Origin of the sequence: Nocardia sp. NPDC004151 (assembly GCF_042874235.1) — a bacterium.
Classification (GTDB): Bacteria; Actinomycetota; Actinomycetes; order Mycobacteriales; family Mycobacteriaceae; genus Nocardia.
This window is the reverse complement of sequence record NZ_JBIAMR010000014.1, coordinates 49992-75351: the sequence shown is the minus strand read 5'-3', so window position 1 is coordinate 75351 and position 25360 is coordinate 49992. Positions and strand designations below refer to the sequence as shown.

General features: G+C 69.3%; 25 protein-coding genes. 10 read left to right on the top strand and 15 right to left on the bottom strand.

From position 1 onward, the window contains the following. Positions 1–204: 204 nt before the first annotated feature. Complete coding sequence (locus tag ACFYTS_RS27255; protein ID WP_387308187.1) at positions 205–1167, top strand: DNA polymerase domain-containing protein; 963 nt, start codon at positions 205–207, stop codon at positions 1165–1167. Here ACFYTS_RS27255 and ACFYTS_RS27250 read toward each other — a convergent pair. Then, entirely contained in the window at positions 1079–2047 is a 969-nt protein-coding gene (locus ACFYTS_RS27250) for an ABC transporter permease subunit (RefSeq protein ID WP_387308185.1), read from the bottom strand. The genes ACFYTS_RS27255 and ACFYTS_RS27250 overlap by 89 nt on opposite strands. Before the next feature lie 40 nt (positions 2048–2087). On the opposite strand from ACFYTS_RS27250, the gene ACFYTS_RS27245 reads away from it, so the two are divergent. Together ACFYTS_RS27245 and ACFYTS_RS27240 are read left to right on the top strand one after the other, a co-directional pair. After that, on the top strand, positions 2088–2597 hold the full coding sequence (locus tag ACFYTS_RS27245; RefSeq protein ID WP_387308182.1) for a DUF3558 domain-containing protein: 510 nt from the start codon (positions 2088–2090) through the stop codon (positions 2595–2597). 14 nt (positions 2598–2611) lie between these two features. Then, positions 2612–3109, top strand: coding sequence for a DUF3558 family protein (locus ACFYTS_RS27240; protein ID WP_357278816.1), 498 nt, complete (start codon positions 2612–2614; stop codon positions 3107–3109). Between the two features lie 18 nt (positions 3110–3127). Here ACFYTS_RS27240 and ACFYTS_RS27235 read toward each other — a convergent pair whose 3' ends face one another. The 7 genes from ACFYTS_RS27235 to ACFYTS_RS27205 form a co-directional block, all read right to left on the bottom strand. Continuing rightward, the gene (locus tag ACFYTS_RS27235; protein WP_357086464.1) at positions 3128–3319 is read right to left on the bottom strand and encodes a hypothetical protein; all 192 of its coding nucleotides are present in this window, start codon (positions 3317–3319) and stop codon (positions 3128–3130) included. A 179-nt stretch (positions 3320–3498) separates the two neighbouring features. After that, positions 3499–4509 (bottom strand): AraC family transcriptional regulator ligand-binding domain-containing protein, encoded by a 1011-nt coding sequence (locus tag ACFYTS_RS27230; protein WP_387308180.1) that lies wholly within the window; start codon positions 4507–4509, stop codon positions 3499–3501. Positions 4510–4518: 9 nt separating this feature from the next. Beyond that, positions 4519–5445, bottom strand: coding sequence for an AraC family transcriptional regulator ligand-binding domain-containing protein (locus ACFYTS_RS27225; RefSeq protein ID WP_387308177.1), 927 nt, complete (start codon positions 5443–5445; stop codon positions 4519–4521). Between the two features lie 49 nt (positions 5446–5494). Then, positions 5495–6409, bottom strand: a complete 915-nt coding sequence (locus ACFYTS_RS27220) for an AraC family transcriptional regulator ligand-binding domain-containing protein (protein ID WP_357278810.1) — start codon at positions 6407–6409, stop codon at positions 5495–5497. 68 nt (positions 6410–6477) lie between these two features. Continuing rightward, on the bottom strand, positions 6478–6669 hold the full coding sequence (locus tag ACFYTS_RS27215) for a hypothetical protein (protein ID WP_379094651.1): 192 nt from the start codon (positions 6667–6669) through the stop codon (positions 6478–6480). Between the two features lie 53 nt (positions 6670–6722). Continuing rightward, positions 6723–8429, bottom strand: coding sequence for an AMP-binding protein (locus ACFYTS_RS27210; protein ID WP_387308175.1), 1707 nt, complete (start codon positions 8427–8429; stop codon positions 6723–6725). Next, positions 8426–10063 carry an AMP-binding protein gene (locus tag ACFYTS_RS27205; RefSeq protein WP_387308171.1) on the bottom strand — a complete coding sequence of 546 codons (1638 nt, stop codon included), beginning with the start codon at positions 10061–10063 and terminating at the stop codon, positions 8426–8428. The genes ACFYTS_RS27210 and ACFYTS_RS27205 overlap by 4 nt, the downstream gene beginning before the upstream one ends. A gap of 55 nt (positions 10064–10118) precedes the next feature. Between ACFYTS_RS27205 and ACFYTS_RS27200 the strand changes: the two genes are divergently transcribed. Then, on the top strand, positions 10119–10979 hold the full coding sequence (locus ACFYTS_RS27200) for a LuxR C-terminal-related transcriptional regulator (RefSeq protein WP_357278802.1): 861 nt from the start codon (positions 10119–10121) through the stop codon (positions 10977–10979). 105 nt (positions 10980–11084) lie between these two features. Here ACFYTS_RS27200 and ACFYTS_RS27195 read toward each other — a convergent pair whose 3' ends face one another. After that, positions 11085–11441: a ribosomal subunit interface protein gene (locus tag ACFYTS_RS27195; protein WP_357278800.1), complete on the bottom strand. Its 357-nt coding sequence runs from the start codon at positions 11439–11441 to the stop codon at positions 11085–11087. Between the two features lie 119 nt (positions 11442–11560). Continuing rightward, complete coding sequence (locus ACFYTS_RS27190; RefSeq protein WP_387308169.1) at positions 11561–12769, bottom strand: glycosyltransferase; 1209 nt, start codon at positions 12767–12769, stop codon at positions 11561–11563. 301 nt (positions 12770–13070) lie between these two features. On the opposite strand from ACFYTS_RS27190, the gene ACFYTS_RS27185 reads away from it, so the two are divergent. The 4 genes from ACFYTS_RS27185 to ACFYTS_RS27170 all read left to right on the top strand — a co-directional run bounded on the left by ACFYTS_RS27185 (position 13071) and on the right by ACFYTS_RS27170 (position 17773). Beyond that, positions 13071–15233: a germacradienol/geosmin synthase gene (locus ACFYTS_RS27185; protein WP_387308167.1), complete on the top strand. Its 2163-nt coding sequence runs from the start codon at positions 13071–13073 to the stop codon at positions 15231–15233. Positions 15234–15504: 271 nt separating this feature from the next. Continuing rightward, complete coding sequence (locus tag ACFYTS_RS27180; protein ID WP_387308165.1) at positions 15505–16092, top strand: polyprenyl synthetase family protein; 588 nt, start codon at positions 15505–15507, stop codon at positions 16090–16092. A 386-nt stretch (positions 16093–16478) separates the two neighbouring features. Beyond that, positions 16479–17336: a hypothetical protein gene (locus ACFYTS_RS27175; RefSeq protein WP_387308163.1), complete on the top strand. Its 858-nt coding sequence runs from the start codon at positions 16479–16481 to the stop codon at positions 17334–17336. Continuing rightward, positions 17333–17773: a hypothetical protein gene (locus tag ACFYTS_RS27170; RefSeq protein ID WP_387308161.1), complete on the top strand. Its 441-nt coding sequence runs from the start codon at positions 17333–17335 to the stop codon at positions 17771–17773. The genes ACFYTS_RS27175 and ACFYTS_RS27170 overlap by 4 nt, the downstream gene beginning before the upstream one ends. 23 nt (positions 17774–17796) lie before the next feature. Here the strand turns inward: ACFYTS_RS27170 and ACFYTS_RS27165 are convergent, their stop codons facing one another. Further along, positions 17797–18609 carry an SAM-dependent methyltransferase gene (locus ACFYTS_RS27165; RefSeq protein ID WP_357278788.1) on the bottom strand — a complete coding sequence of 271 codons (813 nt, stop codon included), beginning with the start codon at positions 18607–18609 and terminating at the stop codon, positions 17797–17799. 171 nt (positions 18610–18780) lie between these two features. On the opposite strand from ACFYTS_RS27165, the gene ACFYTS_RS27160 reads away from it, so the two are divergent. Beyond that, positions 18781–19893: a cytochrome P450 gene (locus ACFYTS_RS27160; protein ID WP_357278786.1), complete on the top strand. Its 1113-nt coding sequence runs from the start codon at positions 18781–18783 to the stop codon at positions 19891–19893. A 24-nt stretch (positions 19894–19917) separates the two neighbouring features. Here the strand turns inward: ACFYTS_RS27160 and ACFYTS_RS27155 are convergent, their stop codons facing one another. Beyond that, a complete protein-coding gene (locus tag ACFYTS_RS27155) occupies positions 19918–20727 on the bottom strand; it encodes a class I SAM-dependent methyltransferase (RefSeq protein WP_387308159.1) in 810 nt (269 codons plus the stop codon). Between the two features lie 175 nt (positions 20728–20902). On the opposite strand from ACFYTS_RS27155, the gene ACFYTS_RS27150 reads away from it, so the two are divergent. After that, the gene (locus ACFYTS_RS27150; protein ID WP_357278782.1) at positions 20903–21601 is read left to right on the top strand and encodes a phosphatase PAP2 family protein; all 699 of its coding nucleotides are present in this window, start codon (positions 20903–20905) and stop codon (positions 21599–21601) included. Positions 21602–21604: 3 nt separating this feature from the next. Here ACFYTS_RS27150 and ACFYTS_RS27145 read toward each other — a convergent pair whose 3' ends face one another. The 3 genes from ACFYTS_RS27145 to ACFYTS_RS27135 all read right to left on the bottom strand — a co-directional run bounded on the left by ACFYTS_RS27145 (position 21605) and on the right by ACFYTS_RS27135 (position 25249). Next, positions 21605–22675 carry an amidohydrolase family protein gene (locus ACFYTS_RS27145; RefSeq protein WP_387308156.1) on the bottom strand — a complete coding sequence of 357 codons (1071 nt, stop codon included), beginning with the start codon at positions 22673–22675 and terminating at the stop codon, positions 21605–21607. A 61-nt stretch (positions 22676–22736) separates the two neighbouring features. Next, positions 22737–24188 carry an FtsW/RodA/SpoVE family cell cycle protein gene (locus tag ACFYTS_RS27140; protein ID WP_387308154.1) on the bottom strand — a complete coding sequence of 484 codons (1452 nt, stop codon included), beginning with the start codon at positions 24186–24188 and terminating at the stop codon, positions 22737–22739. 59 nt (positions 24189–24247) lie between these two features. Next, a complete protein-coding gene (locus ACFYTS_RS27135) occupies positions 24248–25249 on the bottom strand; it encodes a polysaccharide deacetylase family protein (RefSeq protein ID WP_387308153.1) in 1002 nt (333 codons plus the stop codon). Between the last annotated feature and the right edge of the window lie 111 nt (positions 25250–25360).

The following is a 25360-nucleotide window of genomic DNA, read 5'->3' as shown; positions in this document are numbered from 1 at the left end:
CCAGACCGGTGATTCAGTCGGCGACGCTGCCTGATGCTTCCGACCCTAGTGAACGAGGCTCCGCCCACGGGCGGTCGCGAGGGTGACAGATTGTTGCTCTCGCCGGTGAATCCGCACGATGTTAGGTTCGGTCTCCCATCGCCGGTGACCGCGGACACGGCCGGGGTGGTTGACGGGGGTGCGGTGGGGGCGCATGGTGGGCCGATGGGCGAAGACGCGCGGGCCGGTCTGAAGTTCTCCAGTCTGGACAGTCCCCTGTTCGATGGGGCGGGGGCCACGAAGGGGGAGCTGATCGACTATCTCGAGGCGGTGGGGGAGCGGATGGTGGGGGCGCTGCGGGAACGGCCGTTGTCGGTGGTGCGGGTGCGGCCGGGGCAGGAGCCGTTCATGCAGAAGAACCTGCCGAAGTACACCCCGGAGTGGGTGCGGCGGAAGACCTTGTGGGCGGGGAGCTCGAAACGGGAAGTGTCGTACGCCCTGTGCGACAACGTGCGGACACTGTTGTGGTTCGGGAATCAGCGGGCGGTGGAGTACCACGTGACGCTGCTGCTGGCGGAGGATCTGGTCGACTATTCCGGCGGGCCCACGCATCTCGTGCTGGATATCGATCCCGAACCGGGGCAGCCGTTTTCGCAGGCGGTGGCCGCGGCCGAGCTGATTCGGCGGGCGCTGGCGGACGACGGACTGGCGGGGGCGGTGAAGACCAGCGGGTCCAAGGGGGTGCACATCTTCGTGCCCGTGCGGGCGGGGGTCGATATCGAGGACGCGGCGGCCGCCACCCGGGCCATCGCGGCGCGCGCCGAACGGCTCGACCCGGACCTGGCCACCACGGCCTTCATTCGAGAAGACCGGGGCGGCAAGGTTTTCCTGGATTCCACCCGGGCCGGCGGGGCGACGGTGGTGTCGGTGTACAGCCCGCGGGTGCGGCCCGGCGCGACGGTGTCGTTCCCGGTCGGCTGGGCCGACCTGCCGGAGATCGATCCGCGCGATTTCACCGTGCGCACCGCCGCCGCCATCCTCGGCGACCGGGACCCGTGGGCCGAGGCGATGCCCGAACCGCAAACGCTCCCGGCGGATCTCATCGCCGAGGGCCACACCATCCCGGTGGCGCGGGTGCAGGCCATGCACGAAGGCAAACGCCGCGCCCGCGCCCGCCGCGCGGACTGAGCTGTCCTCCTTTCGAAAACTGTTTCAGCTCAACGAGAAACGCTGTTCCGCCCGGAGCTGTAGCCGACGCCACACCAGCCGGTTGATGGTCACGGTGACGACGCTCATCACCGCGGTGCCCAGCAGCACCTTCGGAAACACGTCCGCCGCGGTGGCATTGGTGATGTAGGCGCCCAGCCCGTACGCCTGCAGGTGGGTGGGTGCCGCCCGCCTCGACCGCCTCGCCGACCAGCGTGGCGTTCCAGGCCCCGCCGAACGCGGTGATCGCCCCGACCACATTGCCGGGGGCGATCGCGGGCAGGATCAATGACTTCCACCGCAGCCACCCGTGCACGCCGAGATCGTCCATGGCCTCCAGCTGCCACAACCGCTGCCAGCGGGTGAGCCGCAGTATGCGGGCGGCGTCGTCGAGTTCCCGCGGCAGGGTGCGCACCGCCTGGTAGTAGGCGAAGGTCATGTTCCAGGCCATCGCGGTGAAGATGGCGAACACGCACACCGCCTCCGCGCCCAGGAAGGAGCCGCGGAACAGCGCCACGAACGCGGTCACCGTGATGGAGACCAGCGCCAGCACCGGCACCGATTGCAGCACGTCCACCATCGGGACCAGCACCTTCTCCGCCCGCCGCGAATGCGCCGCCCATTGGCCGACGACCAGCGTGAACAGGATCGAGGCCGCCAGCCCCAGGAACATCCGCAGCGTGGTGCGCGCCGCGAAGTACGGCAGTTCCCGGGGATCGGTCGACACCGATTCCGTTCCGGAGCCCGGCGTCCACGGCACCGACATATCGCGGAACAGCGGCAGCGCGACGGCGATCAGGAACACGGCCACGCCGAGCACCAGAAAGTCGACGGCGTGCAGCCGGTTTCGCGGACGCGGCATCGGCTGTTGTGTTTCGGGACGTTCACCTAGTCTGGTCCGCGTGACGAGAGCGATGCGCGCGGCGGTGGGGATCGCCTTGATCGGGCTGGCGGTCGCGGGGTGCGGGAACTCCTCGGAGCAGCGGGCCGCTACCACGACCGCCGCGCCGAAGGCGGCCGCACCATCTCCTGACACCATCGGCCTGTGCGGCGGCGTATCCGACGCCCAGGTGGCCGAGGCCACGGGATCGGCCGGTGCGCACCGGGTTTCGGCCAATCCGATCGGCTGCGCCTGGCAGCCCGCCACGGGCGGCGACTACGCCGTCACCTTCCACTGGTTCCGGGGCAGCTTGCTGCGGGACCGCCGTGACCAGGTCACCACCGGCAGTCCCGCCACCGTCCGGATCGCCGGGCAGCCGGGCATCGAATGGCGGGGCGCGCAATCCTGTGAGGTCGCGGTGGCATTCGGCGACACCGACTTCATCGACTGGTCCGAACGGTCGAGCGCGCGCGCCTGCCAGGGCGTCGAGCAGTTGGCCGCGGCCACCCTGACCCAGGCGGGGCAGAGCTGATGGCGCGCCCGGGAATGCGAATCACGGTGGCGGCCTTGTTGATCGCCGCCCTGTCCGGGTGTTCGCACGCCGACCGGCAGGCCGACGCCCGCCCCGCGGCCGATCCGAACCTACTGGCGGGCTGTGGCCCCCTGGAGGATCGGAAGCTGGCCGCGGCCATCGGCGTCACCGGTATGCGGCGGCAGAGCGAGCCCACGGTGTGTGACTGGACCGCCACGAATCCCGGTGGCGGCGCGGTCGACATCACCTATGCCTGGCTGCGGGACGACACGCTCGCACGGGAGGTGAGGATCGCCGACCGGTTCGGATACCGCGTGGAGCGGCTCGTGGTGCGGAACTTCGGCGGCATGTACTGGCGGGACCCGGCGGATCCGGGTGGTTGCGCTGTGACGGTGGCCGATACCGGCACCGTCACCTGGTGGGTGCGGAACCGCGATCACACCGCGCAGCCCGATCCGTGCGCAACGGCCATGAATCTGATGAACGCGACGCTCTCGGTCGACGGCATCTGACGCGCGCGGGAACCGATCTCAGTGCTCGAGGAACGTGGCGACGATGTTCCAGAACATGTTCGGGTCCACGGTGTGGAAATCCCAGCTCTCGGTGAGATTGTGGGTGGTGCTCACGATGGACTTGATATCGAAGTCGTGCCGGGTGGCGGTGCCCTTGGCCTCCACGGCGGTGACGACGTAGGCGGTGGCGGTTTCTGCGGTGTGGGGCACGAGGAAGCTCCAATCGAGTACCGATCCGGGGGAACGCGTGACAGTGTCCTGGCGTTTCCGTCCAGTCTGATTTCCGTCCGCCCGGTGCGGGAGTTCCGAAAGCGCCAAACCGATCCAGGACACGCCAACCTTGCTGTGGGGTTGCCGGAATACCGTACGGTAGGTGCGATTTCGGCTCCTCAACGGGGGTCTTCGGGGTCCGGATCGGCCCGGTCCCGCCACCGCTGCACCGCCCGCCGCAGGCTCGCCGGATCCGCGTAACCCAGGAATTCCGCCTGCTGGGCGCGTGGAAGGTGTTCGGCGCGTTGCAATCTGCGGCGGCGTGCGTGATCCACCTCACGCCGCCAAGTGGTTCCGGCCTCGGCCAGTCGGCGTTGGAGTGATCTCGGCGATGTCAGCAGCCGCCGCGCAACCACTTCCAGCGTCGCAGCGCCATCGGCGAGAGCCAGATCGATGGCGTCGCCGAGCTGCTCGAGCCAGGTCGCCCCGGCCTCCGGAGTGGGGGGCAGGGTGGCCGCGTAGGTCAGCAGCACCGCCGTCAGCTCCGGGTCGGCCGACTTCATCGGCAGCGCCAGATCCGCGGCCCGCAGCGTCAGCGCGTCCGCCGGGGCGTCGAAATCGATTGCGCGGGTGCCGAACAGCTCGGTGACGGTGGCGAGATCGGCGGGAGCGGACTGCCGGAAGCTCACCCGCGCCGGCACCACCGGGTAGCGGGTGGCGGCCCGCGTCCGCCCCACGAGCAGCGCGAAAGTCGCCTGTATCAACAGTTCCCGGCCCCGGCAGTCCTCCACCCCCGACCGCACCTCGTAGCAGACCTCCTGCTCGTCGCGGCGCGCGACCCGGAAGCCGTAACTCGTGCTGAGACTGCCGGTATGGCGCACGCACGCCTCGAGCGCGTCGCCGAGCGTGGCCGCGGACAGGAACAGATACTCGAGCAGCCCGAACTCACCGGTGGTGCTCTCCTCGGACACGCGCAGCGCGATATCGGGATCCCCGGTCTCGCACTCGATCAGCTCCCACACCCGCAGGCAGTACCGGGACGACACCCGGGTGCCCTCACCACCTTCGCGCCAGGCGGGCACGCCCGCCGTCCGGGCGATCCGGTCGGCGTCGAGTCCGGCCCGCACCGCCCGCTCCAACGCGAACCGGGCCATGAGAATGCTGTCGTGACAATCGGATCGAGTGTTCACGGCCGACCGTCACCACGCGGCCCGGCGGCGAGCGTTCGCCAGCTCCCGACTCCAGCTGGTCCCGGCCGCGGCCAGCCGCCGCTGCACGGTGCGCGGGCTGGTACCCAGCCGGCGCGCGATATCGGATAGTGAGACGGCGTCGAGGGACGCCGCCGCCCGGAAGCACACGGTGTCGCGATCCGGCCCGGGTGGGGCCGGATCGCTCAGTGAATCGAGTTCGGCCGCAAGCAGATCAACCCAGGCCCGGGCGGGCGGCGTGGACAGGGTGGCGGCCGCCGCGCCGCGCCGCAGCACGGCGGCCAGGCCCGGATCGGCGGAATGCTGCGGCCGGTCGAGGTCCGCGCGGCGCAGCGTCAGGCTGTCGACCTCGGCCCCGAAATCCACTGCCGCCGTGCCGAAGAACTCCCGGTAGGGACCGTGTCGTCGGGGCGCGCGTTCTCGCAGGGTGACCGCCACCGGCGTGATCCGCGCCCGCGCGGCCAGCCGGGCCCGGCCGGTGAGGTAGGCGAAACTCGCCTGCGCGGCGACCTCCGCGCCCCGGCCCCGCGCCGCGCTCTCCGACGCGAACGTGACCTGCCGATCGGTCTCGGCGACCACGGCTACCCGCCGGTTGCCCGACAGCCGCGACCCGAATTCCCCTACGGCCCGGAAGCCTTCGCCGACCGTCGGCGCGGTCGCGAGCAGATAATCCATCATCCCCAGTTCCCCCATTCCATATCGTTCGGCCGCCCGCAGTCCCACGTGCGGCACATCCACCCTGCGCTCGAACAACTCCCACAAGCGGGGATAACACTGCCCCGGAACACTTCCCGCCGAGGCCTCCAGCGCGTACGGCCCGATCCCCGCCGCCCGCGCCAACGCCACCGGATCCACACCCACGGCCCGAGCCCGGGTGAGTACGAAGCGCGCCAGCAGCACGCTGTCCGATGCGGTCACCCATCCACCTTCGAGCCTGGAGATCCTGTACCGCAGTCGATCCCGGGCGTCATAGCGCGTCGTCCGGGGGCGGCGTCCCAGGCTCGGGGTCTTCGAAATGCCGCTTGCGGGCCCGATCGACCTCCAGCCGCCAGGTGGTGCCGGATTCGGCGAGGCGGCGCTGGAGGGTGCGGGGACTGGTGTACAGCCGCCGCGCGACCTGTTCGAGCAGCGCGTCGGTGCCGTCGAGCACCTCGGCCAATGCCGTGGCCACCCGGTCGGGCCATTCGGTGGTGCGCGGGGGCGGCGGCGGCATGGTGGCGGCGTGGCGGCGCAGCACCGCCGCCAGCATCGGGTCCGCGGTGATCTGCGGCCGCTCGAAGTCGGTGTTGCGATAGGTGATGCGATCCATCGGGGCGCCGAATTCCAGGCGGGCCGTGCCGAATTGCTCGGTGAACGCGTCCAGCCGGCGCGGCGCGCGCTCGCGCAGTTCGACGCACACCGGATCCATGGGCTGCCCGGTGATCTGACGCATGCGCGAGACCAGCGAGGTCAGCGCCATCTGCACCGACAGATCACGTCCGCGGCCCGCCATGTTGACGGTGTAGACGTCGAAGGTGGATTCGGTCTCGGTCTGCGCGCCGGCCTCGATGCGGAAGTTGGTGGAGATGGAGCCGACGTAGGGTCCCAGCACCCCCAGCCCCGCGCCGACGGTATCCGCGGTCGAGATCAGGTAGTCGATCAGCCCGAATTCACCGAGCCGGTAGCTGCCCGTGGCGCGCAGCGTGGCCTCCGGGTCGCCGAGTTCGTGCTCGAAGAGCTCCCACAGGCGCGGGAAGTAGTGACTCGATACCCGGGCGTCCCCGTCGGCCAGCAGCCAGCCCGGTATCCCGGCTTCCCGCGCCAGGCGGGCCGGATCCAGGCCCGCCGAGGCGGCGCGGGACAGCACGAAGCGGGGCAGCAGCACGGAGTCGGAGGTGTGCACGTGCCAATGGTGAGGGCAATTCCGGGCCGGAAACCCGGAATTCGCGGAACTGTGAGCGAGCCCGCTGGTCAGGCTCGGATGAAGGTGGCGGCGATGCCCCAGAAGCGGTCTCGGGCGACCGCGCGGAAATCCCATGTCTGCATGATGTTGTGGGTGGCGCTGACGATGCCGGACACGTCGAAGTCGTCGCGGGAGGCGGTTCCCTTGGCCTCCAGGGCGGCGATGACGTAGGCGGTCGCGGATTCCACGGTGTGGGACACGGGTGTTCCTATCTGTCGCAGGGGCAGGGCGGGTTGGTAGGGGTGGGGCGGGTTCAGCGGGTGGTGTCGGTCAGTACGTCCTCGTAGCGGTACTCGGTGGGGATGGTGACGCCTTCCGCGTGCGCCTGTTCCTCGCGGTGGCGCAGGTCCACGCGGCGGATCTTGCCGGAGATGGTCTTCGGCAGTTCGGTGAACTCCACCCGGCGGACACGCAGGTAGGGAGCCAGGTGGTCGCGGGCGTATTCGAGGATGGCGCGGGCGGTTTCGGCGTTGGGTTCCCATCCCGCCGCCAGCGAAACGTATGCCTTCGGCACGGCAAGCCGCGTGTCGTCCGGTTGCGGGACCACGGCGGCCTCCACCACGGCCGGATGCTCGATGAGCACGCTCTCCAATTCGAACGGCGACACCTTGTAGTCGGAGGATTTGAACACGTCGTCGGTGCGTCCGATGTAGGTGATGTAGCCGTTCGCGTCCCGGGCCGCGACATCGCCGGTGTGGTAGTAGCCGCCCGCCATGACCGCGGCATTGCGTTCGGGATCGCCGAGGTAGCCGGTCATCAGGTTGACCGGCGCCGCGGACAGGTCCAGGCAGATCTCGCCCTCGTCGGCGAGCTGCCCGGTGATCGGATCCACCAGCGCCACCGGCACACCCGGAGCGGGACGGCCCATGGAGCCGGGCACCAGCGGCTGTCCGGGCGTATTGCCCACCTGCAGGGTGGTTTCGGTCTGGCCGAAGCCGTCACGGATGGTCAGGCCCCACGCCTTCTCGACCTGCGCGATGACATCGGGGTTCAATGGTTCACCCGCGCCGAGGATTTCGCGCAGCCCGGCCGGACGCTCGCCCAGATCGGCCTGGATGAGCATGCGCCACACCGTGGGCGGCGCGCAGAACGTGTTCACTTCGGCCCGGCGCAGCTGTGTGAGCAGGGCGGCGGCGTCGAAACGCGCGTAGTTGTAGACGAAGACGGTGGCCTCGGCCAGCCACGGCGTGAAGAAGCAGCTCCAGGCGTGCTTGGCCCAGCCGGGCGCGCTGATGGCCAGGTGAGTGTCGCCGGGCCGGACGCCGATCCAGTACATGGTGGTCAAATGACCGACCGGGTAGCTGATCTGGGAGTGCTGCACCATCTTCGGCTTGCTGGTGGTGCCGGAGGTGAAGTACACCAGCAGCGGATCGGTCACCTCGGTGACCGACCGGAACGGGCCGGCCGACTCGACCGCCGCGGCATCGGCGTAGTTCTGCCAACCGGAGACGGCCCCGCCGACCACGATTCGGGTGTAGTCGCCGGGCACCTCGTCGAACTTGGCCGCGTCGCCGTGATTGGCGATGACGAAGCGCGCTCCGGCCCGCTCGATCCGGTCGCTCAGGTCGGCCGGGCCCAGCGCGCCGGTGGTCGGCATGATGACCGCGCCCAGTTTGGCCACGGCCAGCATGGCCTCCCACAGCTCGACCTGATTGCCCAGCATGAGCATCACCCGGTCGCCCTTGCCCACGCCCAGCCCGGCCAGCCAGGTGGCCACCCGATCCGAGCGCTCGGACATCTCGGCGAAGCCGACCTTCTGCTCGGACCCGTCCTCCTCGACGATCCAGAGCGCGGGCCGGTCGTTGCCGCGGGCGATGACGTCGAACCAGTCAATCGCCCAGTTGAATTCACCGGACAGTCGCGGCCACTCGAAATCGCGCACCGCCGCGTCGTAGTCGGTGGCGGCGGCCAGCAGACCATCACGGGCCGCCCGATAGGCCTCGGTATTGACGTTGCTCACGCGTTCTCCTCGGTCAGTCCCAGTAGCCGCGCGCTGATCTCCCGCATCTCGACCTTGCGAATCTTGCCGGTCACCGTCATCGGGAACTCCTCGACGACGTGCACGTAACGCGGCACCTTGAAATGCGCGAGCTTGCCGGTGCAATACTCGCGCAGGGTCTCGGCGGTCAGCTCCGCCGCCCCGGGCCGCAGCCGGACCCAGGCCATCAGCTCCTCGCCGTACTTGGCGTCGGGCACACCGATCACCTGGGCGTCGATGATGTCGGGATGGGTGTAGAGGAATTCCTCGATCTCGCGCGGGTAGATGTTCTCGCCGCCCCGGATCACCATGTCCTTGATCCGCCCGGTGATGGCGACGTACCCGTCGGCATCCATGGTGGCCAGGTCGCCGGTGTGCATCCAGCGCGCGGAATCGATGGCCTCCGCGGTCTTCTCGGGCTGACCCCAGTAGCCGAGCATCACCGAGTAGCCGCGCGTGCACAGCTCGCCCGCGGTGCCGATCGGCACCGTCACCCCGGTCACCGGGTCCACGATCTTGACCTCGATGTGCGGCCCGGCCCGGCCCACGGTGGCGGTGCGCTGCACCAGCGAATCGTCGTGGCGGGTCTGGGTGGACACGGGGGAGGTCTCGGTCATGCCGTAGCAGATGCTCACCTCGCGCATGCCCATCCGCTCGATGACCTGCTTCATCACCTCCACCGGGCACGGCGATCCGGCCATGATGCCGGTGCGCAGCGAGGACAGGTCGTAGGCGTCGAAGTCCGGGTCGGCCAGTTCGGCGATGAACATGGTCGGCACCCCGTACAGCGAGGTGCAGCGTTCGGCCGCAACGGCTTCCAGGGTGGCGCGGGCGTCGAAGGCCGGGGCCGGGATCACCATGGCCGCGCCGTGCGTGGTGGCCGCCAGATTGCCCATCACCATGCCGAAGCAGTGGTAGAAGGGGACCGGGATGCAGATGCGGTCCTGCTCGGTGTAGCCGCACAGCTCGCCCACGAAATACCCGTTGTTGAGGATGTTGTGGTGGCTGAGCGTCGCGCCCTTGGGGAAACCCGTTGTGCCGGACGTGTACTGGATATTGATCGGATCGTCGGTGGACAGCGCCGACTGCGCCGTCGCCAGCAGGTCCGGATCGGCCGCGCGCCCGATGGCGAACAGGTCCCGCCACTCGGTGCTGTCGAGCAGCACCACCTGCTCCAGCTCCGGGCACTGCGGGCGGACCTCGTCGATCATGGCCGCGTAGTCGGAGGTCTTGAACGCGGGCGCCGCGATGAGCAGCCGGATCCCGGCCTGACCCAGCACGTAGCGCAGCTCGTGGGCCCGGTAGGCCGGGTTGATGTTCACCAGGATCGCGCCGATCTTGGCGGTCGCGTACTGGGTCAGGGTCCACTGCGGGCAGTTCGGCGCCCAGATGCCCACCCGGTCGCCCTTGCCGATCCCGGCCGCCAGCAGGCCCAGGGCCAGGGTGTTCACCTCGTCGGTGAACTCGCGGTAGGTCCAGCGGACGCCGGTCGTGTAGTCGATGAGGGCCTCGCGGTCCGGATGCGCCGCGGTGGTCCGGTCCAGGTTCGCCCCGATGGTGTCGCCCAGCAGGGGAGCGTCCCAGACTCCGAAGGTGTAGCTCGTGCTCTCGGTCACACCAGTAGGATCTACGTCACACCCAGCCTCGACTACCCCCGAAAGGGGCTACCCGATGACTACGGCCGCCGACGGGCTCCTGCGCCCCAGCGACGGCGACGCCCTGCGCGCCGAGTTGCGCGCGCTCGCCGCCCTGAGCAAGCTGCCGGTCGTCTTCGGGGGCGAGGTGCACGCGGGCACGCTGGTGCTCAGCGAGTTCGTCGGAACCCGGACCAACGGCATGCGGGGGCTGGCGGTGGCGTACAGCTCCGGGCTGGGCGGTTCGGCGGTGGCGACGGGCCGCCCGCGCTCGGTGGCCGACTACCGCTCGGCGTCCACCATCACCCACCACTACGACGTCCCGGTGCTGGGGGAGGGCCTGCGCTCGGTGGTGGCGGTGCCGGTGGTGGTCAAGGGCGAGGCGCGCGCGGTGATCTATGTCGCCAATCGTGAAACGGGGGTGATCGGCGACGGGGTGGCCGACGAGATGGTGCAGGCCGCGCGGCGGCTCAGCACGGAACTGGCCATCCGCGACGAGGTGGATCGGCGGCTGCGGCTGTCCTTCGCGCGGGAGTCCCTGAACAGCGCCAATGTGATTGCCACCGAACAACTCCGGGATCTGCACGCCGAACTGCGGGGGATCACCCAGGTGGTCTCCGACGCCACGGCGCGGGCGCGGCTGCGGGACGTCACGGAGAAACTCGCCCGCCTGGTGTCGGGGGTGGCGGCCGCCGACGACGCGGTGACGCTGGCTCCGCGCGAACTGGACGTGCTGTCCCATATCGCCCTGGGCTGCACCAATGTGGAAGCGGCCCAGCGGCTTTCGGTGAGTCCGGAGACCGTGAAGAGCTACCTGCGCAGCGCCATGACCAAACTGGGCGCGCACAATCGCCACGAGGCGGTCGTGCGAGCACGCCGCCTCGGGCTCCTTCCGTAAACGCGTCCCACGGGATGGGGCTTCAGCTGCCCCGGAGAATCGAACTCGTCCTACCCGGGTGGGCTTTCAGGGGCCGGCCCCGGAAAGCCCCGAGAGTCGGCCGGCTCAGTCCGCCACCAGGTGGCGGATGGATTCGCCGCCCTTGGCGTGATGCAGTCTTCCGAACTTGCTGTCGAGCAGGTGCGCCATGCTGTCGGCGGCCCCGGTGTAGGCGTCCTCGACGGTGGCCGCGCGATGCGTGGTGGCGACCGGCGGCTGGCCCTTGGGCCGGGCCTCGAGGGTGCACTTCTTGTCTTCGGAACCACCCTTGTGGCCGTTCACATCGGTGATGTGGGCCTCGACCCGGGTGAGATGATCCGCGAACCGGTCCAGAATCGCAGCGATGGTATCGGTTGCATCCTGGGCGATCGCGCCGCCGCCGACGTTCTTGTCGGCGAAGACCTGGATTTGCATGGCTGGCATCTCCAATCTTCTCGGTAATAGCCGAGAACTTGCTGACACCTTCGACCATACCTACCCGGGCTGAGACCCGCCTGTGGGATCGCTCGCGTGGGACCGGAATCACCACGCGGCGAACCGATTCATCGCGTGGCGAGGTCCAGCACGGTCAGGGCCAGGTGCTCGGCGGCCTCCGGGTGTCCGAGGGCGCGGGCCGCGGCGGAAACGGCTGCGCGGGTCTCGGATTCGGTGAGCAGCTCGGTCAGGGCGGCGCGCAGATTGGCGGCGGTGGCGTCCTCTCCGACCAGGGCGCGGGCCGCATTGTGGTCGGCCAGGATCCGCGCGTTGCGGATCTGCTCCCCGCCCACCGAATGCGGGTAGGGGATCAGCACCGACGGTTTGCCCAGCGTGGTGAGTTCCGCGAGAGTGCCCGCGCCGGAACGGGATATCACCACATCGGTGAGCGCCAGCACGTCCGGGAGCTCCGGGCCGATGAACTCGCGCACCAGGTAGCGGCCGCGCACGCCCTCGGGCAGGGTGGCGGCGAAGTCGCGCACCTGCTCGAAGGACAGCCGCCCGCACTGGTGAATCACGTTGGCGGAGTGCAGCAGTTCGGGCAGCAGCTCCCGGATCAGATCGTTGATCTGCACCGCACCCTGCGCACCGCCGGTGATGTAGACGGTCGGCAGGCCGGGGGCGTAGCCCTCCCAGTCGAGGGCCCCGACCGCCGCGGCGGGGTCGCCGGTGGCGAGCGCGGGCCGAATCGGGTTGCCGGTGACCAGGGCCCGGCCCCGGACCTTGGCGGGCAGCATGCCGATGGAGGCCTCGGAGGACAGCGCGATGCGGTCGGCCATCCGGGCCAGCAGCAGGTTGGCCTTGCCGATGCCGGTGGTCTGCTCGTGGATCACCAGCGGGCGACGGCGCAGCGCGGCCGCCATGCCGATGGGGGCGCACACGTAGCCGCCGGTGCACAGCACCGCGTCCGGCCGGAAGCGGCCCACCACGCCCTGGGCGGTGAGCACGCTGACCGGCACCCGCAGCGCGTCGCGGGCATTGTCCTTGTTGAGCATTTTCAGCGGATTGCGGTCGCGCCGCAGCTTTCCGGCCTTGATGCCGGTGAAGTCGATGTCGTTCTCGGCCGCCACCCGCTGCTCGAGACTGTCGGGCACGCCGACCCACAGCACCTCGGCGGTGGCGCCGGCCTCGGCGGCCAGATCGCGCAGCGCCCGGACCGCGGCGACCGCCGGATAGGTGTGGCCGCCGGTGCCGCCGCCGGCGACGATCACCCGGACCCGGCCACGATCGCCCAGCCGCTGCAGGATCGGGGTGCGGTCGGCGGCGGGATTCGACATGGACGATCCTCCTGGGCGGGGTGGGTCGGGTGGGTGGGGCAGCGCCCAGGCTATCCCGGGAACGGCTGCGGGGACCGGTCCGGGAGGTACCGGTCGGTCGGAGAATATTGCGAGGTGTTGGCGAGACGGCTACGGGCCTTTACCATGGTTGTGACACTGATCACGTTGTCGCAGTGAGAGTCACGTCTTCGCAGTGCAGTTCCTACGCGGTCCCGTTCGGCCTTTCCCCGAGTAGCGATATTTCCCAAAAGCAGTGCTCACCGGCATGTCCTATTGATCAGCCCAGCGAGAGGGCCACGCATTGAAGCCCTTCACCCTGCCCGATTTCTATACGCCGCACCCCGCCCGGCTCAATCCCCATCACGACTACGCCCGCGTCCACGCCGCCGAATGGGCCGAGCGCCTGGGCATGCTCGGTGAGCCCGGGGTCGACGGCAAACCCATCTGGGACGCCGAGAAACTGGAGCGCATGGGGTACGCGCTGCTGTGCGCCTACACCCATCCCGATTGCGACGCCGAGACTTTGACGCTTCTGACCGAGTGGTACATCTGGGTCTTCTACTTCGACGACTGGTTCCTCGACGCCTACAAGCGCACCGGCAACCGCGCCGAGGCCACCCGCTACCTGGCGCGCCTGGAAGAGTTCATGGCCGAACCGGGCTGTCCCGCACCGGAACCGGAGAACGCCTCGGAGGCCGGGCTGGCCGACTGCTGGGCCCGCACCGTGCCCGCCATGTCGGAGGGCTGGCGGCGGCGCATGCGCCGCTCCACCCACAACCTCATGGTCGAATCCCTCTGGGAATTGGACAATATCGCCCGCGACCGGGTCGCCAATCCGATCGAGTACATCGAGATGCGCCGCCGGGTGGGCGGCGCGCCCTGGTCGGCCGCGCTGGTGGAATTCGCCTGCGGCGCCGAGGTGCCCGACCGTTTCGCCGAGGAGCGCCCGCTGCGAGTGCTGTGCGAAACCTTCTCCGACGCAGTGCATCTGCGCAACGACCTGTTCTCCTACGAACGCGAGGTGCGGGTCGAGGGTGAGAACGCGAACATGGTGCTGGTGCTGGAACGGTTCCTGGGTTTACCCACCCAGGCGGCCGCCGAGCTCACCAATGACGTGCTCACCTCCCGCCTCGGGCAGTTCGAGCACACCGCCCTCGCCGAGGTGCCGCAGCTGTTCACCGAACGCGCGGCCACTCCCGAGGAACAGTTCGCGGTGACGCGCTACACGCTGGGACTGCAGGACTGGCAGTCCGGTGGGCACGAATGGCATCTGCGGTCGAGTCGCTACATGAACAGCGGCGTCGATCGGGGGCCGACCGGGCTGGGCACCGCCGGCGCACGGCTGCGGCCCGGGCTGCGGGTACAGCTGAATCAGCATGTGCCGCCGCCCCGGGTGGCAGGTCCGCTGCCCGTCACCGGGCTGGAGATGCCCTATGTCGTGGGGGTGAATCCGCACGTGGAGCTGGCCCGCGCCGATGTCTCGAAGTGGGCGGCCTCGGTGGGACTGCTGGATCCGCGGGTGGGCTGGACAGCGGAATCGCTGACGGGCGCGGACTTCCCGGCGCTCCTGGCCATGGCCGACCCCGAGGCCGACGCGGAGACCTTGATGTCGCGCTCGCGCTGGTGCGCCTGGGGCAGCTACGCCGATGATCTGGGGACCCGGGTGTTCCGGGCCGATCCGGTCTCGGGCCGGGATCAATTGCGGCGCTTACCCCTTCAGCTGAGCGAGAGCGCGCCGGCGCCGTCCAGTCCGCTCGAATTCGGTCTGGCCGCGCTGTGGCGGGAGACGTCGGCGGTGTGCGACGACAGTGGCCGGAATCGACTGCGTGCGGCGCTGATCGAACTCGTCGACGGCTGGATCACCGTGCTGGAGAACGAGACCCGGAACCGTTTGCCGGATCCGGTCGACTATCTCGAATTGCGGCGGATCACCTCCGGCGGTCCCTTGTTCGGCGCGCTGGATGCTCTCCATTCGCCCGGAGTTGTCTCGGATCCGGCGGTCGCGGAACTCGCGGACTCCGGTATCGTCCGGCAGCTGCACCATTCGGCGCAGGACTACGCCGGTCTGGTCAACGATCTGTACTCGTATCAGCGGGAAATCGAATATGACCACGAGTTGCACAATCTGGTGTATCTGACGCAGTCGTTCCTGGGCTGTTCGCGGGAGCGCGCGTCGGCGATCGTGGTGGACCTGGCCAATGAGCGGCTGCGGCAGTTCGAACTCGTTGTCCGCGATCAGCTTCCGGGCTTCATGGCCGATCATCAACTGTCGGAGGAGGTCCGGGCCGCGCTGCTGACGCACGTCGATCGGCTGCGCGATCACATGGCCGGAAACCTGCACTGGCACATCAGGACCGGACGCTACTCCGAGGCGGCGCTGCGCGTGCCGCGGCCCAGGCCGGCGTTCGGCCGCCCGCTGGGGCCGTTCGTCAGCGCGCACGCCGTCCCCGCGGCTCGTCGCTGAGCCGGTCGGCACCCACATCTCGCGGGGCCCGGTGCCCATCGGGTCGGCGCCGGCCCGGTCGGGTCCGGCGATCACGAGTCCGCAGCAGTTCACTGGAGGTTGCCATGAGTTCGTCGACAGCGGCCGGTCCCGCGTTTCTCACCGGAAAGGCACGCGGGACAGTGGAATCGGGCTCGATGAGCGGGCCCCGTACCTACTGCGGCGGGCCAAGAGTCTCACCCGGCCGCTGCTGCGGGTCGCGTTCGACACCCTGCCCAGTGAATTGCGCCTGATGGCCGAGTACCACGTGGGCTGGTGCGACGCGAACGGTGTGGTGGCGGAGGGGGAGTCGGGCCGGGGACTGCGCCCGGCGCTGGTGCTGGCGCCCGCCGCGGCCCTGGACGCCGAGCCCGCCGCCGCCGTGCACGCCGCGGCCGCGGCCGAGATGGTGCACAACTTCACGGTCATCCACGACGACATCGTGGAGGGTGGCACCGTGCGCCGGGGGCGTCCCACGGTGTGGCAGTTATGGGGCGTGGACGACGCGGTGCTGGTCGGGGACGCCCTGCACAGCCGGGCCATCTGGACCCTGGCCGACGCCCCGGCGACCACGACGCTGGACAGCATCGCGCGGCTGGCGGACGTGGTCATCGAGCTCTGCCTGGGCCGGCATCACGACCGGGCCCAGGAAGGCTCTGGATCGCGAATCGGCCGCGCACGCCGCGGATCTCATCGCGCGTGCGGGCGGAAAGGCTTGGGCGCAAGCGGAATCCCTGCGCCATCTGCGCGCCGCCGCGGACATGCTGGGGGGACGTCCCGCCGCGGATCTGCTGGCCCTGGCGGAATGCGTCGTCCCGCGCGATCGGTGAGTCCTCGATAATCGCGCCGATTCGAAATCAGACAAATCAATTCGACCGGGCGGTTCATATTGCGCCGCAAAATAATTCCGTCGGGAAGAATTGTGACTCCGCGCTGCCTCTGTTAATAGGACTTGACCCCTGTGACGCGCGGGTAGCGGATCGCTTGCGCTGGTGATGCTGGTATCCCGCCCAGTGAATTCGGTAGCCGCGAAGGGACTTAAGTACTCGATTCGCAGGAATCCATTGCCCCAAAACTGCTGGGCTGTCACGATATCCCACACGCGGAGAGCGAGTTTGGTGCGATTCGCCGTCGAAATATTCACCAGGCGTGCGCATTTCGCTGTCGGCCGCGGTCGGTCGCACATTCGCGCCATGTCGTTCTGCCTATTTCCCCAGGAGTTCGCGCATGACTACGGGACCTGTCGCCGGACCCGGGCGCCTTCCGGCGTTGGACCGCGAATCGGCCCGCGAGCTGGTCCGGGAACTGGCGCAGGCGGCGGCCACCACGCGGACCGGGGTACTGCGGGTGACCGGGGAGCCGGGCGGCGACCTCCGCATCGTCCACGGGCTGGTGGTCACGGTGGACTCGCCCGGTGCGCCCGGGGTGCGCGAATTGCTCGCGCGCCCCGGGCGCACCTCCACCGGGGAGGCCGATCTGCGCGTGGTGACCATGATGGCCGCGGTGGACGGCTGTTTCGCCATCACCTCAGGCTGGATCGGCAACTGCTTCTGGCAGTCGGACACTGACCTCGAATCCACCGACGCGCCCGGCACATTCGAGGACGCCGCGCCGCAGGTGCCCGGCTTCGAACCCGAGTGGATACTGCTGGAGACCGAACGGCGGCTGGGCGCGCTCGCCCACGGCCGTATCTCCCCGCACCGCAATCACCTGCAGCTCACCGAACGTGGCCGGGTGTTGCTCAGCGGTCCGGGCAGCGGCCACCGCCGCGAGATCCTGCTGTGGTCCAATGGCCGCCGCAGCTGCCGCGATATCGCGAAGTTGTTGTGCCGCAGCCTGTACGCGGTCACCGTCGAGGTGGTCCGGATGCTCGACGACGACCTGCTCGTCATCGCACCGGTGGAAGCCGATCCGGGTCCGCTCGGCCCCGCGTCCGCCCGCGGCCTGACCGGCCGCACCTTGCTGCCGCGCCGCCGCCGCGGGGCCAGCGGCATCAATGACGCGCTCCCGCCCAGCCCGCCCCAGCCCATGCTGCGCGGCGGTCAACGAAGCCTCACCCCAAGGAAATCAGAGAGGACGCAATGAACAATCCGAGCGGAGCCGGCGCACCCGGCAGCATGACGGATCGAATCGCGACGCTGGTCAAGATGCTGCGATCGGACGTGCCTGACTGCATCGCCGCGGGCGCCATCGATATGGCGACCGGCATGTTGCTGGCCGTGGAGACCGTCGACAACCACCCCACCGAAGTGCTCGATCTGCTGGCCGCGGCCACCCTGGAGCTGTTCCAGGGCCGCAATGTGGTCATGATCGAGAACATCTGGAAGGAGCGCCGCGGCATCCGCTCCGACCGCCACTACTTCCAGGAGGTCCTGGTCAACAGTGACAACCTCACCCACCTGTTCGTGAGGACCGAGAGCCGCGAGGATGTGGTCGTGGTGGTGGTGTGCCGCAAATCGGTCAATGTGGGCATGCTCTTCGCGCAGGCCCGGCGGGTGCTCAAGGATGTCGGCAGGTTGTGACCACGCGGCTCGGCGCGGACCGGTCAGGGAATCCGGGCCACCGCGCCGAGCATGGACACCGCCTCCGGTCGCGGATGCGGCCGATACTCCTCCGGCCGCCACAGCGTGACCGCGGTGATGCCCGGCGGGACCAGGGTGAAGCCGTCGAAGAACTGGGCGAATTCGGCGCTCGAGCGCAGTTGGAACGGCACGCCGCTGCGGGTGTTGGCCTCGGCCGACCGGGCCAGATCATGCTCGTCGAAGTAGTCGTTGGTGGCGTGCGACATGACCAGGTAGCTGCCCGGCGCCAGGGCGTCGGTGAGGGTGCGGATCAGCTCGTAGGGGTGCTCGTCGTCGGGCATGAAGTGCGCCACCGCCACCACCATGAGCGCGACCGGCTGACTCAGGTCGATGGTCGAGCGTAGGTCGGGGTGATCGAGGATGCGCTTCGGGTCGCGGAGGTCCGCGTCCAGGTAGGCGGTCCGGCCCTCGGGGGAGCTGTCGAGCAGGTGCCGGGCGTGCACCAGCACGATGGGGTCGTTGTCGACGTAGACGATGCGGGATTCGGGGGCGATGCCCTGGGCGATCTCGTGCACATTGCCCGCGGTGGGCAGGCCGGTGCCGATATCGAGGAACTGGCGGATTCCGGCTTCACCGGTCAGATATGCAACGGCGCGCCGCAGGAAATTCCGATTCTCGACCGCGGCGAGCTGGACTGTCGGAAAAGCCTCGGCGACCGCGTCGGCGGATTCGCGATCCGCGGGGAAATTGTCCTTACCACCCAGCCAATAGTCGTACCGGCGGGCCGGGTGTGGTTTGGTGGTGTCGACGCGCTCCGCCGCTGAATCCGAGTTCACAACGCTCCCAATCCTTTTCGGCTACTGTCTGACTATGTCAGCTCCAGTTGCGGATCGGTAGCGGCGGTCCCGCGCCCGCGCCGCGACATCGCCGGAAGGTTCGTCATGCAGTTGCGATACAGCCCGTTCGATTTCGAAGTCCATTCCGATCCGTACCCTTACTATGCCAGGTTGCGCAGCGAGGCCCCGGTCTACCGGAACGAGACCGACGATTTCTGGGCCCTGTCGCGCCACGCGGACGTGCTCGCCGCCCTCCGCGATTCGGATCGTTTCTCCAGCAAGAACGGCCTGCGTATGGAGCCCGCCTTCTGGGGCCCGCAAGCCGAGCGCTTCTTCTCCTTCGTCGCCATGGACCCGCCCAAGCACACCCGGCTGCGCGGCCTGGTGACGCGGGCCTTCACCGCGCACCGGGTGCAGGCGCTGGGGCCGCGGCTGCGCGAGATCGCGGTCTCGATGCTGGAGCCGCTGCTCGCGCGCGGCAGCTTCGATCTGATGGCGGAGTTCGCCGGGCCGTTCCCGACCGAGGTGATCTCCGAGCTGGTCGGCGTGCCCGAGGGCGATCGGGAGATGCTGCGCAAGCTCGGCATGGAGATCATGTACACCGAGGAGGAGTCCACCGACCTGCGGCCCGAGGCCATGCAGGCGATCGGCGCGCTGGTCGGCTACTACACCGAGCTGACCATCGAGCGCAGCAAGTCCCGCCAGGAGGACCTGCTGTCCGGCCTGCTCGACGCCGCCGAGGGCGACGACCGGCTCACCCCCGAGGAGATCGTGGGCGTGCTGATCCTGCTGGTCGGCGCGGGCATCGAGACCAGCATGCTGACCTTCGGCAATGCCTGGAACGCCGCCGCCCTGCATCCCGAGGCCCGCCGCGCCGCGCTCGACGGCCGGATCGACGACTGGATCGACGAGGCCATGCGCTGGGATCCGGCCACCCAGACCCAGCTGCGCACCACCACCGAGGCGGTCGAACTGCACGGCGTCACCATCCCCGCCGATGCCCGCGTGCTGCTGCTCACCGGCGCCGCCAACCGCGATCCGGAGGTCTTCGCCGACCCGGACACCTTCGACCTGGACCGCGACACTTCCGCCTCGCTGGTCTTCGGCAGCGGCCGCCACCATTGTCTGGGCTCCAACCTGGCGCTGCTGGAGCTGCGCACGGCCCTGCAGGAAATCGCTTCCCGCGTCGCCGATTTCGAGGTGGACACCGCGGGCAGCAAGCGCATCCACGCCTCCAACAACCGCGGCTTCGCCACCCTGCCGACCACGGTCACGCTGCGCTGAGCCGAGCAAGCCGGGTCGAGCTGATCAGGGCTTGCGGGCGATCCCCCGGATCGCCCGCAAGCGCCCGTCCGCGAGTGCCTCGGTCAGGTGCTCGATCTTGGCCGGAAAGTTCGCGACGAAGGATTGCAGGCCAACGGGATTCGGCGGATTCGCCAGCACCATCCGCATGACGGTGGTCGCCTGCTCGGTGAGGTCCTCCCACCGCTCCACCGTCAGGCCCGATCGTTCGACGGCCGCGCGCAGTTCGCCGGCGGTCACCAGGTGACTCTGGTCCGCGCGGTCCGCCCACGGGAGCGGGAAGTCGGGCTCGCCCTCGGATGCGGTGGTGATATCCCAGATGGCCAGCAGGCCACCGGTATCCAGCACCCGATGCGCCTCGCGGTAGAGGCCGTCCTTGTCGGCGATGTTCATCTGCACGTGCTGGCTGACGATCGTGTCGAAGCTGTTGTCCGCGAACGGTAGATCGGTGACGTCGCCCTGCCGCACCGTGATCCGATCATCCAGTCCGACAAGCTTGTTGATCCACCGCGCCGTCTCGCAGTAGTCCTCGGTCAGGTCCACGGTCGTGACCCGGCATCTCCGGCTGTCGGCGATGAATCGCGCGGTCCCCCCGATCCCGCTGCCGGCATCCAGCACCCGCGAATCCGCGGTGATTCCCGCCAGTTCCACCAGCGCGCCCGTGGCGATCCGGCCCATGGTGTGGAAGTCCTCCACCAGCGTGAGATCGGTGAGCCGCACACGGCGGAGGTCGTATCCCGCGGTGACCAGAGCATTTTCGATGCCGATCCGGGAGACGCCGGACAAATAGGGAGTGTCGATCGAAATATCGTTCATGTCAGCACTCTTCTTCCGAAGGCTGGATGGTCATTTAGTAATCAGCCGATGCTTACATATCCGAGTATGCGACTGTTTCGGCTACACCGCCAGTGCCCCATGGTCACGGCCCGTACCCACCACTGGGACCCGACTCTCGAGATTCTCTCAGCGAAGGCGTGGCAACCTCGATGACATGCCGTCCACACCGCCCACGCCGAAGGAGACAGCGCCGACGACACCACCGGCCGACTACACGCTCACCGGTGTGTTCATCGCGTCCGTGCTGGCGGCGATCATCATCGCCCTCACCTGCGTGGTGGTCTGGGCGCACGGTCCCGCCGGACCTGACGCGGCCTGGTTGCAGTGGTTCATCGACCACCGCACCGACACCTGGACCACGGTCGCTAAGGCGATCAGCGCGGCGGGCGACACCACGTCGGTCACGGTCTACTCGACGCTGGCCTGTCTGTTCCTGGCCTGGCGCAGGTATTGGGACCGGGCCGTGCTCGTCGCCGTGACCTCGGCCGGGGCGGGACTGATCGTCTTCTTCGGCAAACTCCTGATCGGGCGCGACCGTCCGCCGGTCATCGATCACCTCGTCACCGAGACGAACCACTCCTATCCCTCCGGCCACACCCTCGGCTCGACGGTGGTGCTCGGGATCCTGGTCGTCGTCGCACTGCCCTGGCTCCGGCCGGTCGCCAGGGCCGTGGTGACCGCGCTCGCCGCCCTGTTCGTGCTCGCCGTCGGCTTGTCGCGTCTTTATCTGGGCGTGCACTGGCCGACGGACGTGCTGGCCGGATGGCTGATGGGCGCGTGCTGGCTCACGATCTGCCTGACCCTGAGCCCGCTGACCCGCCTGGTGACCGATCGGCTGCCCGTCCGCGACTGAAACCTACCGGGGGACCGGGATTCCGGCGGACCAGATCTGACGGATGCGCGTCGTCGCGGTGATGTCGGCGAGCGGATCCGCGTCGAGCAGAACGAGATCGGCGCGCAGTCCCGGGGTGATCGCCCCGCGATCCGCGAGACCGAACCGTTCGGCGGGCCCCGCCGTCGCGGCGTGCAGGGCCTCGGCGGGGGAGAGTCCGGCCGCGACCAGCAGTTCGAGTTCATGGTGCAGGCTCGACCCGAACGCGGGATTCATGGGGACGCCGGGATTGGCGTTGGCGTCGGTGCCCGCGAGGATCGGGATGCCCGCGGCGTGCATGGCGGCAACCGACGCCAGGCACGCGCCGAACGCGTCGGGAAAGCCCCGCACCGCGGCCATCCCTTCCATCATGGTGAGGGTGGGGACCACGATCGTGCCCTCGGCGGCGATGCGTTCGATGGTGGCGGCCGGGAGCGGATTGCCCGCGGGGACGTGGGTGATGACGTCCGCGCCCGCGTCCAGCGCCATGGTGTACGCGCCGGGGGTGGCCGCGTGGGCGATGACGAGCAGGCCGCGGGCATGGGCCTCGGCGACGACGGCCTTGGCGGAGGCGGCGTCCGGGCCGCCCTCGCCGAGGGCCTCCAGCACCAGCTTGATGTAGTCGGACCCGGTCGAATGGCGCTGGGCGACAGCCGGTTCGGCCTGCTCCGCGTCGCGGATGATGGCGGGTTCGCCGAGGAATTTGCCGTGCATGCCGTCGGGTCCGACGATGGCGCGGCCCGCGCTGCGAATATCGCTGGTGCCGACGGTGTTCCGGAGGTCGGCGACCACCTCGGGCTCACAGGCCATGTCCAGGCCGGTGGTGACGCCGTGCGCGGCGAGCAGCGCCGGGGTGTCATGGTCGCGGATGTGGACGTGGGCGTCGATGAGGCCGGGCAGCAGGACCGCGCCCACCGCGTCGATGCGGTCGGCCCCCGTGTCATCGGCGCCGATGATCGCGCCGTCGATGACGATCGTGGTCGGTTCGGTCAGTCCTCGGCCGTCGAAGACGCGCACATTGTCGAGGGCGGTCCGACCGGTGCTGGAGGAAGTCACCGGTCCAGCATGCTCCCGGTTCGGGCTGTGCGGCAGCGCAATCGGATCGATGGCCTCCGGTTCAGCGGCGGCGGGGCAGCAGGCGGCGGGACACGTGGGCGGTCAGGTCCTCGGCGATCGGCGGCACCGGGGCGGTGGGGCGCGCGGGCGGCGGCGGGGCCGACCGGGCGTCGCCGGAGATCCGGATGAGCAGCGCCAGGATGATGTAGTTGGCGAGCAGCGAGGAACCGCCATAGGACATGAACGGCGTGGTCAGGCCGGTCAGTGGAATCAGTTTGGTGACACCGCCGACCACCACGAACAACTGCCAGCCGATGGAGAACGCCAGTCCGCCGCCCAGCAGTTTGCCGAACGCGTCGCGGGTGGTGAGGGCGGCGCTGAAACCGCGCACGCACAGGATCAGGAACAGCGCCAGCACCCCGGCCAGCCCGGCCAGTCCGAGTTCCTCGCCGATGGTGGAGATGATGAAGTCGGTCTTGGCGAACGGCACGTCCTGCGGCCGGCCATTGCCCAGGCCGGTGCCGATCAGCCCGCCGGTGCCCATGCCGAACAGGCCCTGCGAGATCTGGTATCCCGTCGTGTAATACGTGGCCAGCGGGTCCTGCCACACCTGTACGCGCACCCGCACATGCGCGAACAGCCCGTAGGCGATGATCGCGCCGACCGAGAACATGGCCAGCCCGATCAGCAGCCACGACGCCCGCCCGGTCGCGATGTACATCATGGCCAGCACGGTCCCGAACACCAGCAGCGAGAAGCCCAGGTTCTTCTCGTACACCAGCACCAGCACCGCGACGAAGGTGACGAGCAGCAGCGGGGCCAGATCGCGCAGGCGCGGGAAGGTCATGCCCAGGAAGCGTTTTCCCGCCGTGGTGAACAGATCCCGGTTGGCGACCAGGAAGGCGGCGATGAAGATGATCAACAGCACCTTGGCGAACTCACCGGGCTGAATCGAGAAGCCGCTGATCAGAATCCAGCTCTTGCCGCCGTTGACCTCACTGAAGCGGGACGGCAGCAGCGCGGGGATGAGCAGCAGGATCACCCCGGCAAGTCCACAGGTGTAGCCGTATCGGGCGGGTTTGGTGTGATCGGGCACCAAGGCCAGCACCAGTACGAACAAGGCCATGCCCAAGCCGGTCCAGATCAGCTGATGCGCCGAATCCGACGAAGGGATCGGCTTGCCCGCGTGCGCGGCCTGCGTCACCTCCGCCCGGTCGAGCCGATCGATGAGAACCAGCCCGATCCCGTTGAGCAGCGCCACGCACGGCAATAACACCGGATCGGCCGCCGGCGCCCACCACCGCACCGCCAGATGCGTGACCAACACGAACACGGTGAAGACGACCAGCGCCCGAATGCTCTGCCCGTCGAACCCGCTGCCGGTGGTGGAGGTCATGGCCAGATACGCGAACCCGGTCAGCGCCAGCGCCGCCGCGCACAGTAGCAATTCGGCGTTGCGCGGAACCCGTCCGCTCGACCTCGCCGGGGCAGGGCTGTGCCGAATTGCGCTCACACCGAACAGTATCGCGCGCGTCCGGAGGAACAGGAGCCAAAGCGCCAGGCTGCGCGCGGTCAGTACGGCTGCGCGGTCGAGTTCCAGCTCACGGACAGTTCTGCGGCGGCGGCGCGCGGGAACGAGACATGCGTGGCGTCGCCGTCGGAGGTGTAGCGCTCGGCCGGGTTGGCCGCCAGCCAGTCGAGCCAGTAGCCGGAGTCGAACGCGACGGAGCTGCGGCCGGACCGGATTCGGGGGATGCCCGCCGGGTCCAGGGCCGCCGTGAAAGGCGAGGCGGCCGGGTTGGAGCCGACCAGCAGGACGCCGCCGAACCGGTAGGGCGTGCCGTCCCAGCTGCCCGCGCGGGCCAGGCCGTGGTCGGCGGGATAGACGCCGAGCGGCAGGGCCATGGACCGGATGGTGGTGCCGGGGGCGGCGGTGGTGATGGCGCGGATGTTCTGGACCAGTTCGCGTTGCACGTCGGCGGGCGGCAGCTGGCCCAGATTGGCGTGGGTGGCGGTGTGCGCGCCGATGTCGTAGCCGTGGCGCACCAGCCAGGGCAGGGTGCGGGCGTCCTCGCCGAAGGGTTCGTTGTTGATGAAGAAGGTGGCGGTGGCCGCGAAATCCGGGTGGCGGGAATGGAATTGCTCGAGCAGGCCGACGGCGCAGTCGGGGGTGGGGTCGCCGGCCGGGGTGAGGGTCAGCTGGCTGCCGGTGGAGTCGTCGAAGGTGAGGATCACCGGATGGGTGCCCGCGGGTAGGTCGATGACGCCCGACAGGTACTCGGTGATGGTGATCGGGCGGTAGCCCTCGGCGTGGAGCCGCTCCAGTTCGGCGGTGAATTTCGCCGGGGTCTGGTCGTATTCGCCGCCGGGTGCGGCTTCGACGCGGTGGTACATGAGGATCGGGATCCGGCCCAGCTCATTGGCGGCGACCGCGGCCGGATCCGGTGGCTTGGCCGCCGCCGGGGGCGGGGCGGGCGCGGCCGCCGGGCTCGGAGCGGTGGATCCTCCGCACGCGGTGGCGGTCGCGCACAGCAGCGCCGCCGTGACCATTCGCAGCATGGTCGACGCCTTCATCGCCGCAACGCTACGCGGCGACAACGGTTTTGACGTGATCTCCGCGAAAATCGGACGTTGTTCGCATACAGGCGAGATAGTGATGCCCAACAGCCGTCTGTGGAAGTTGGT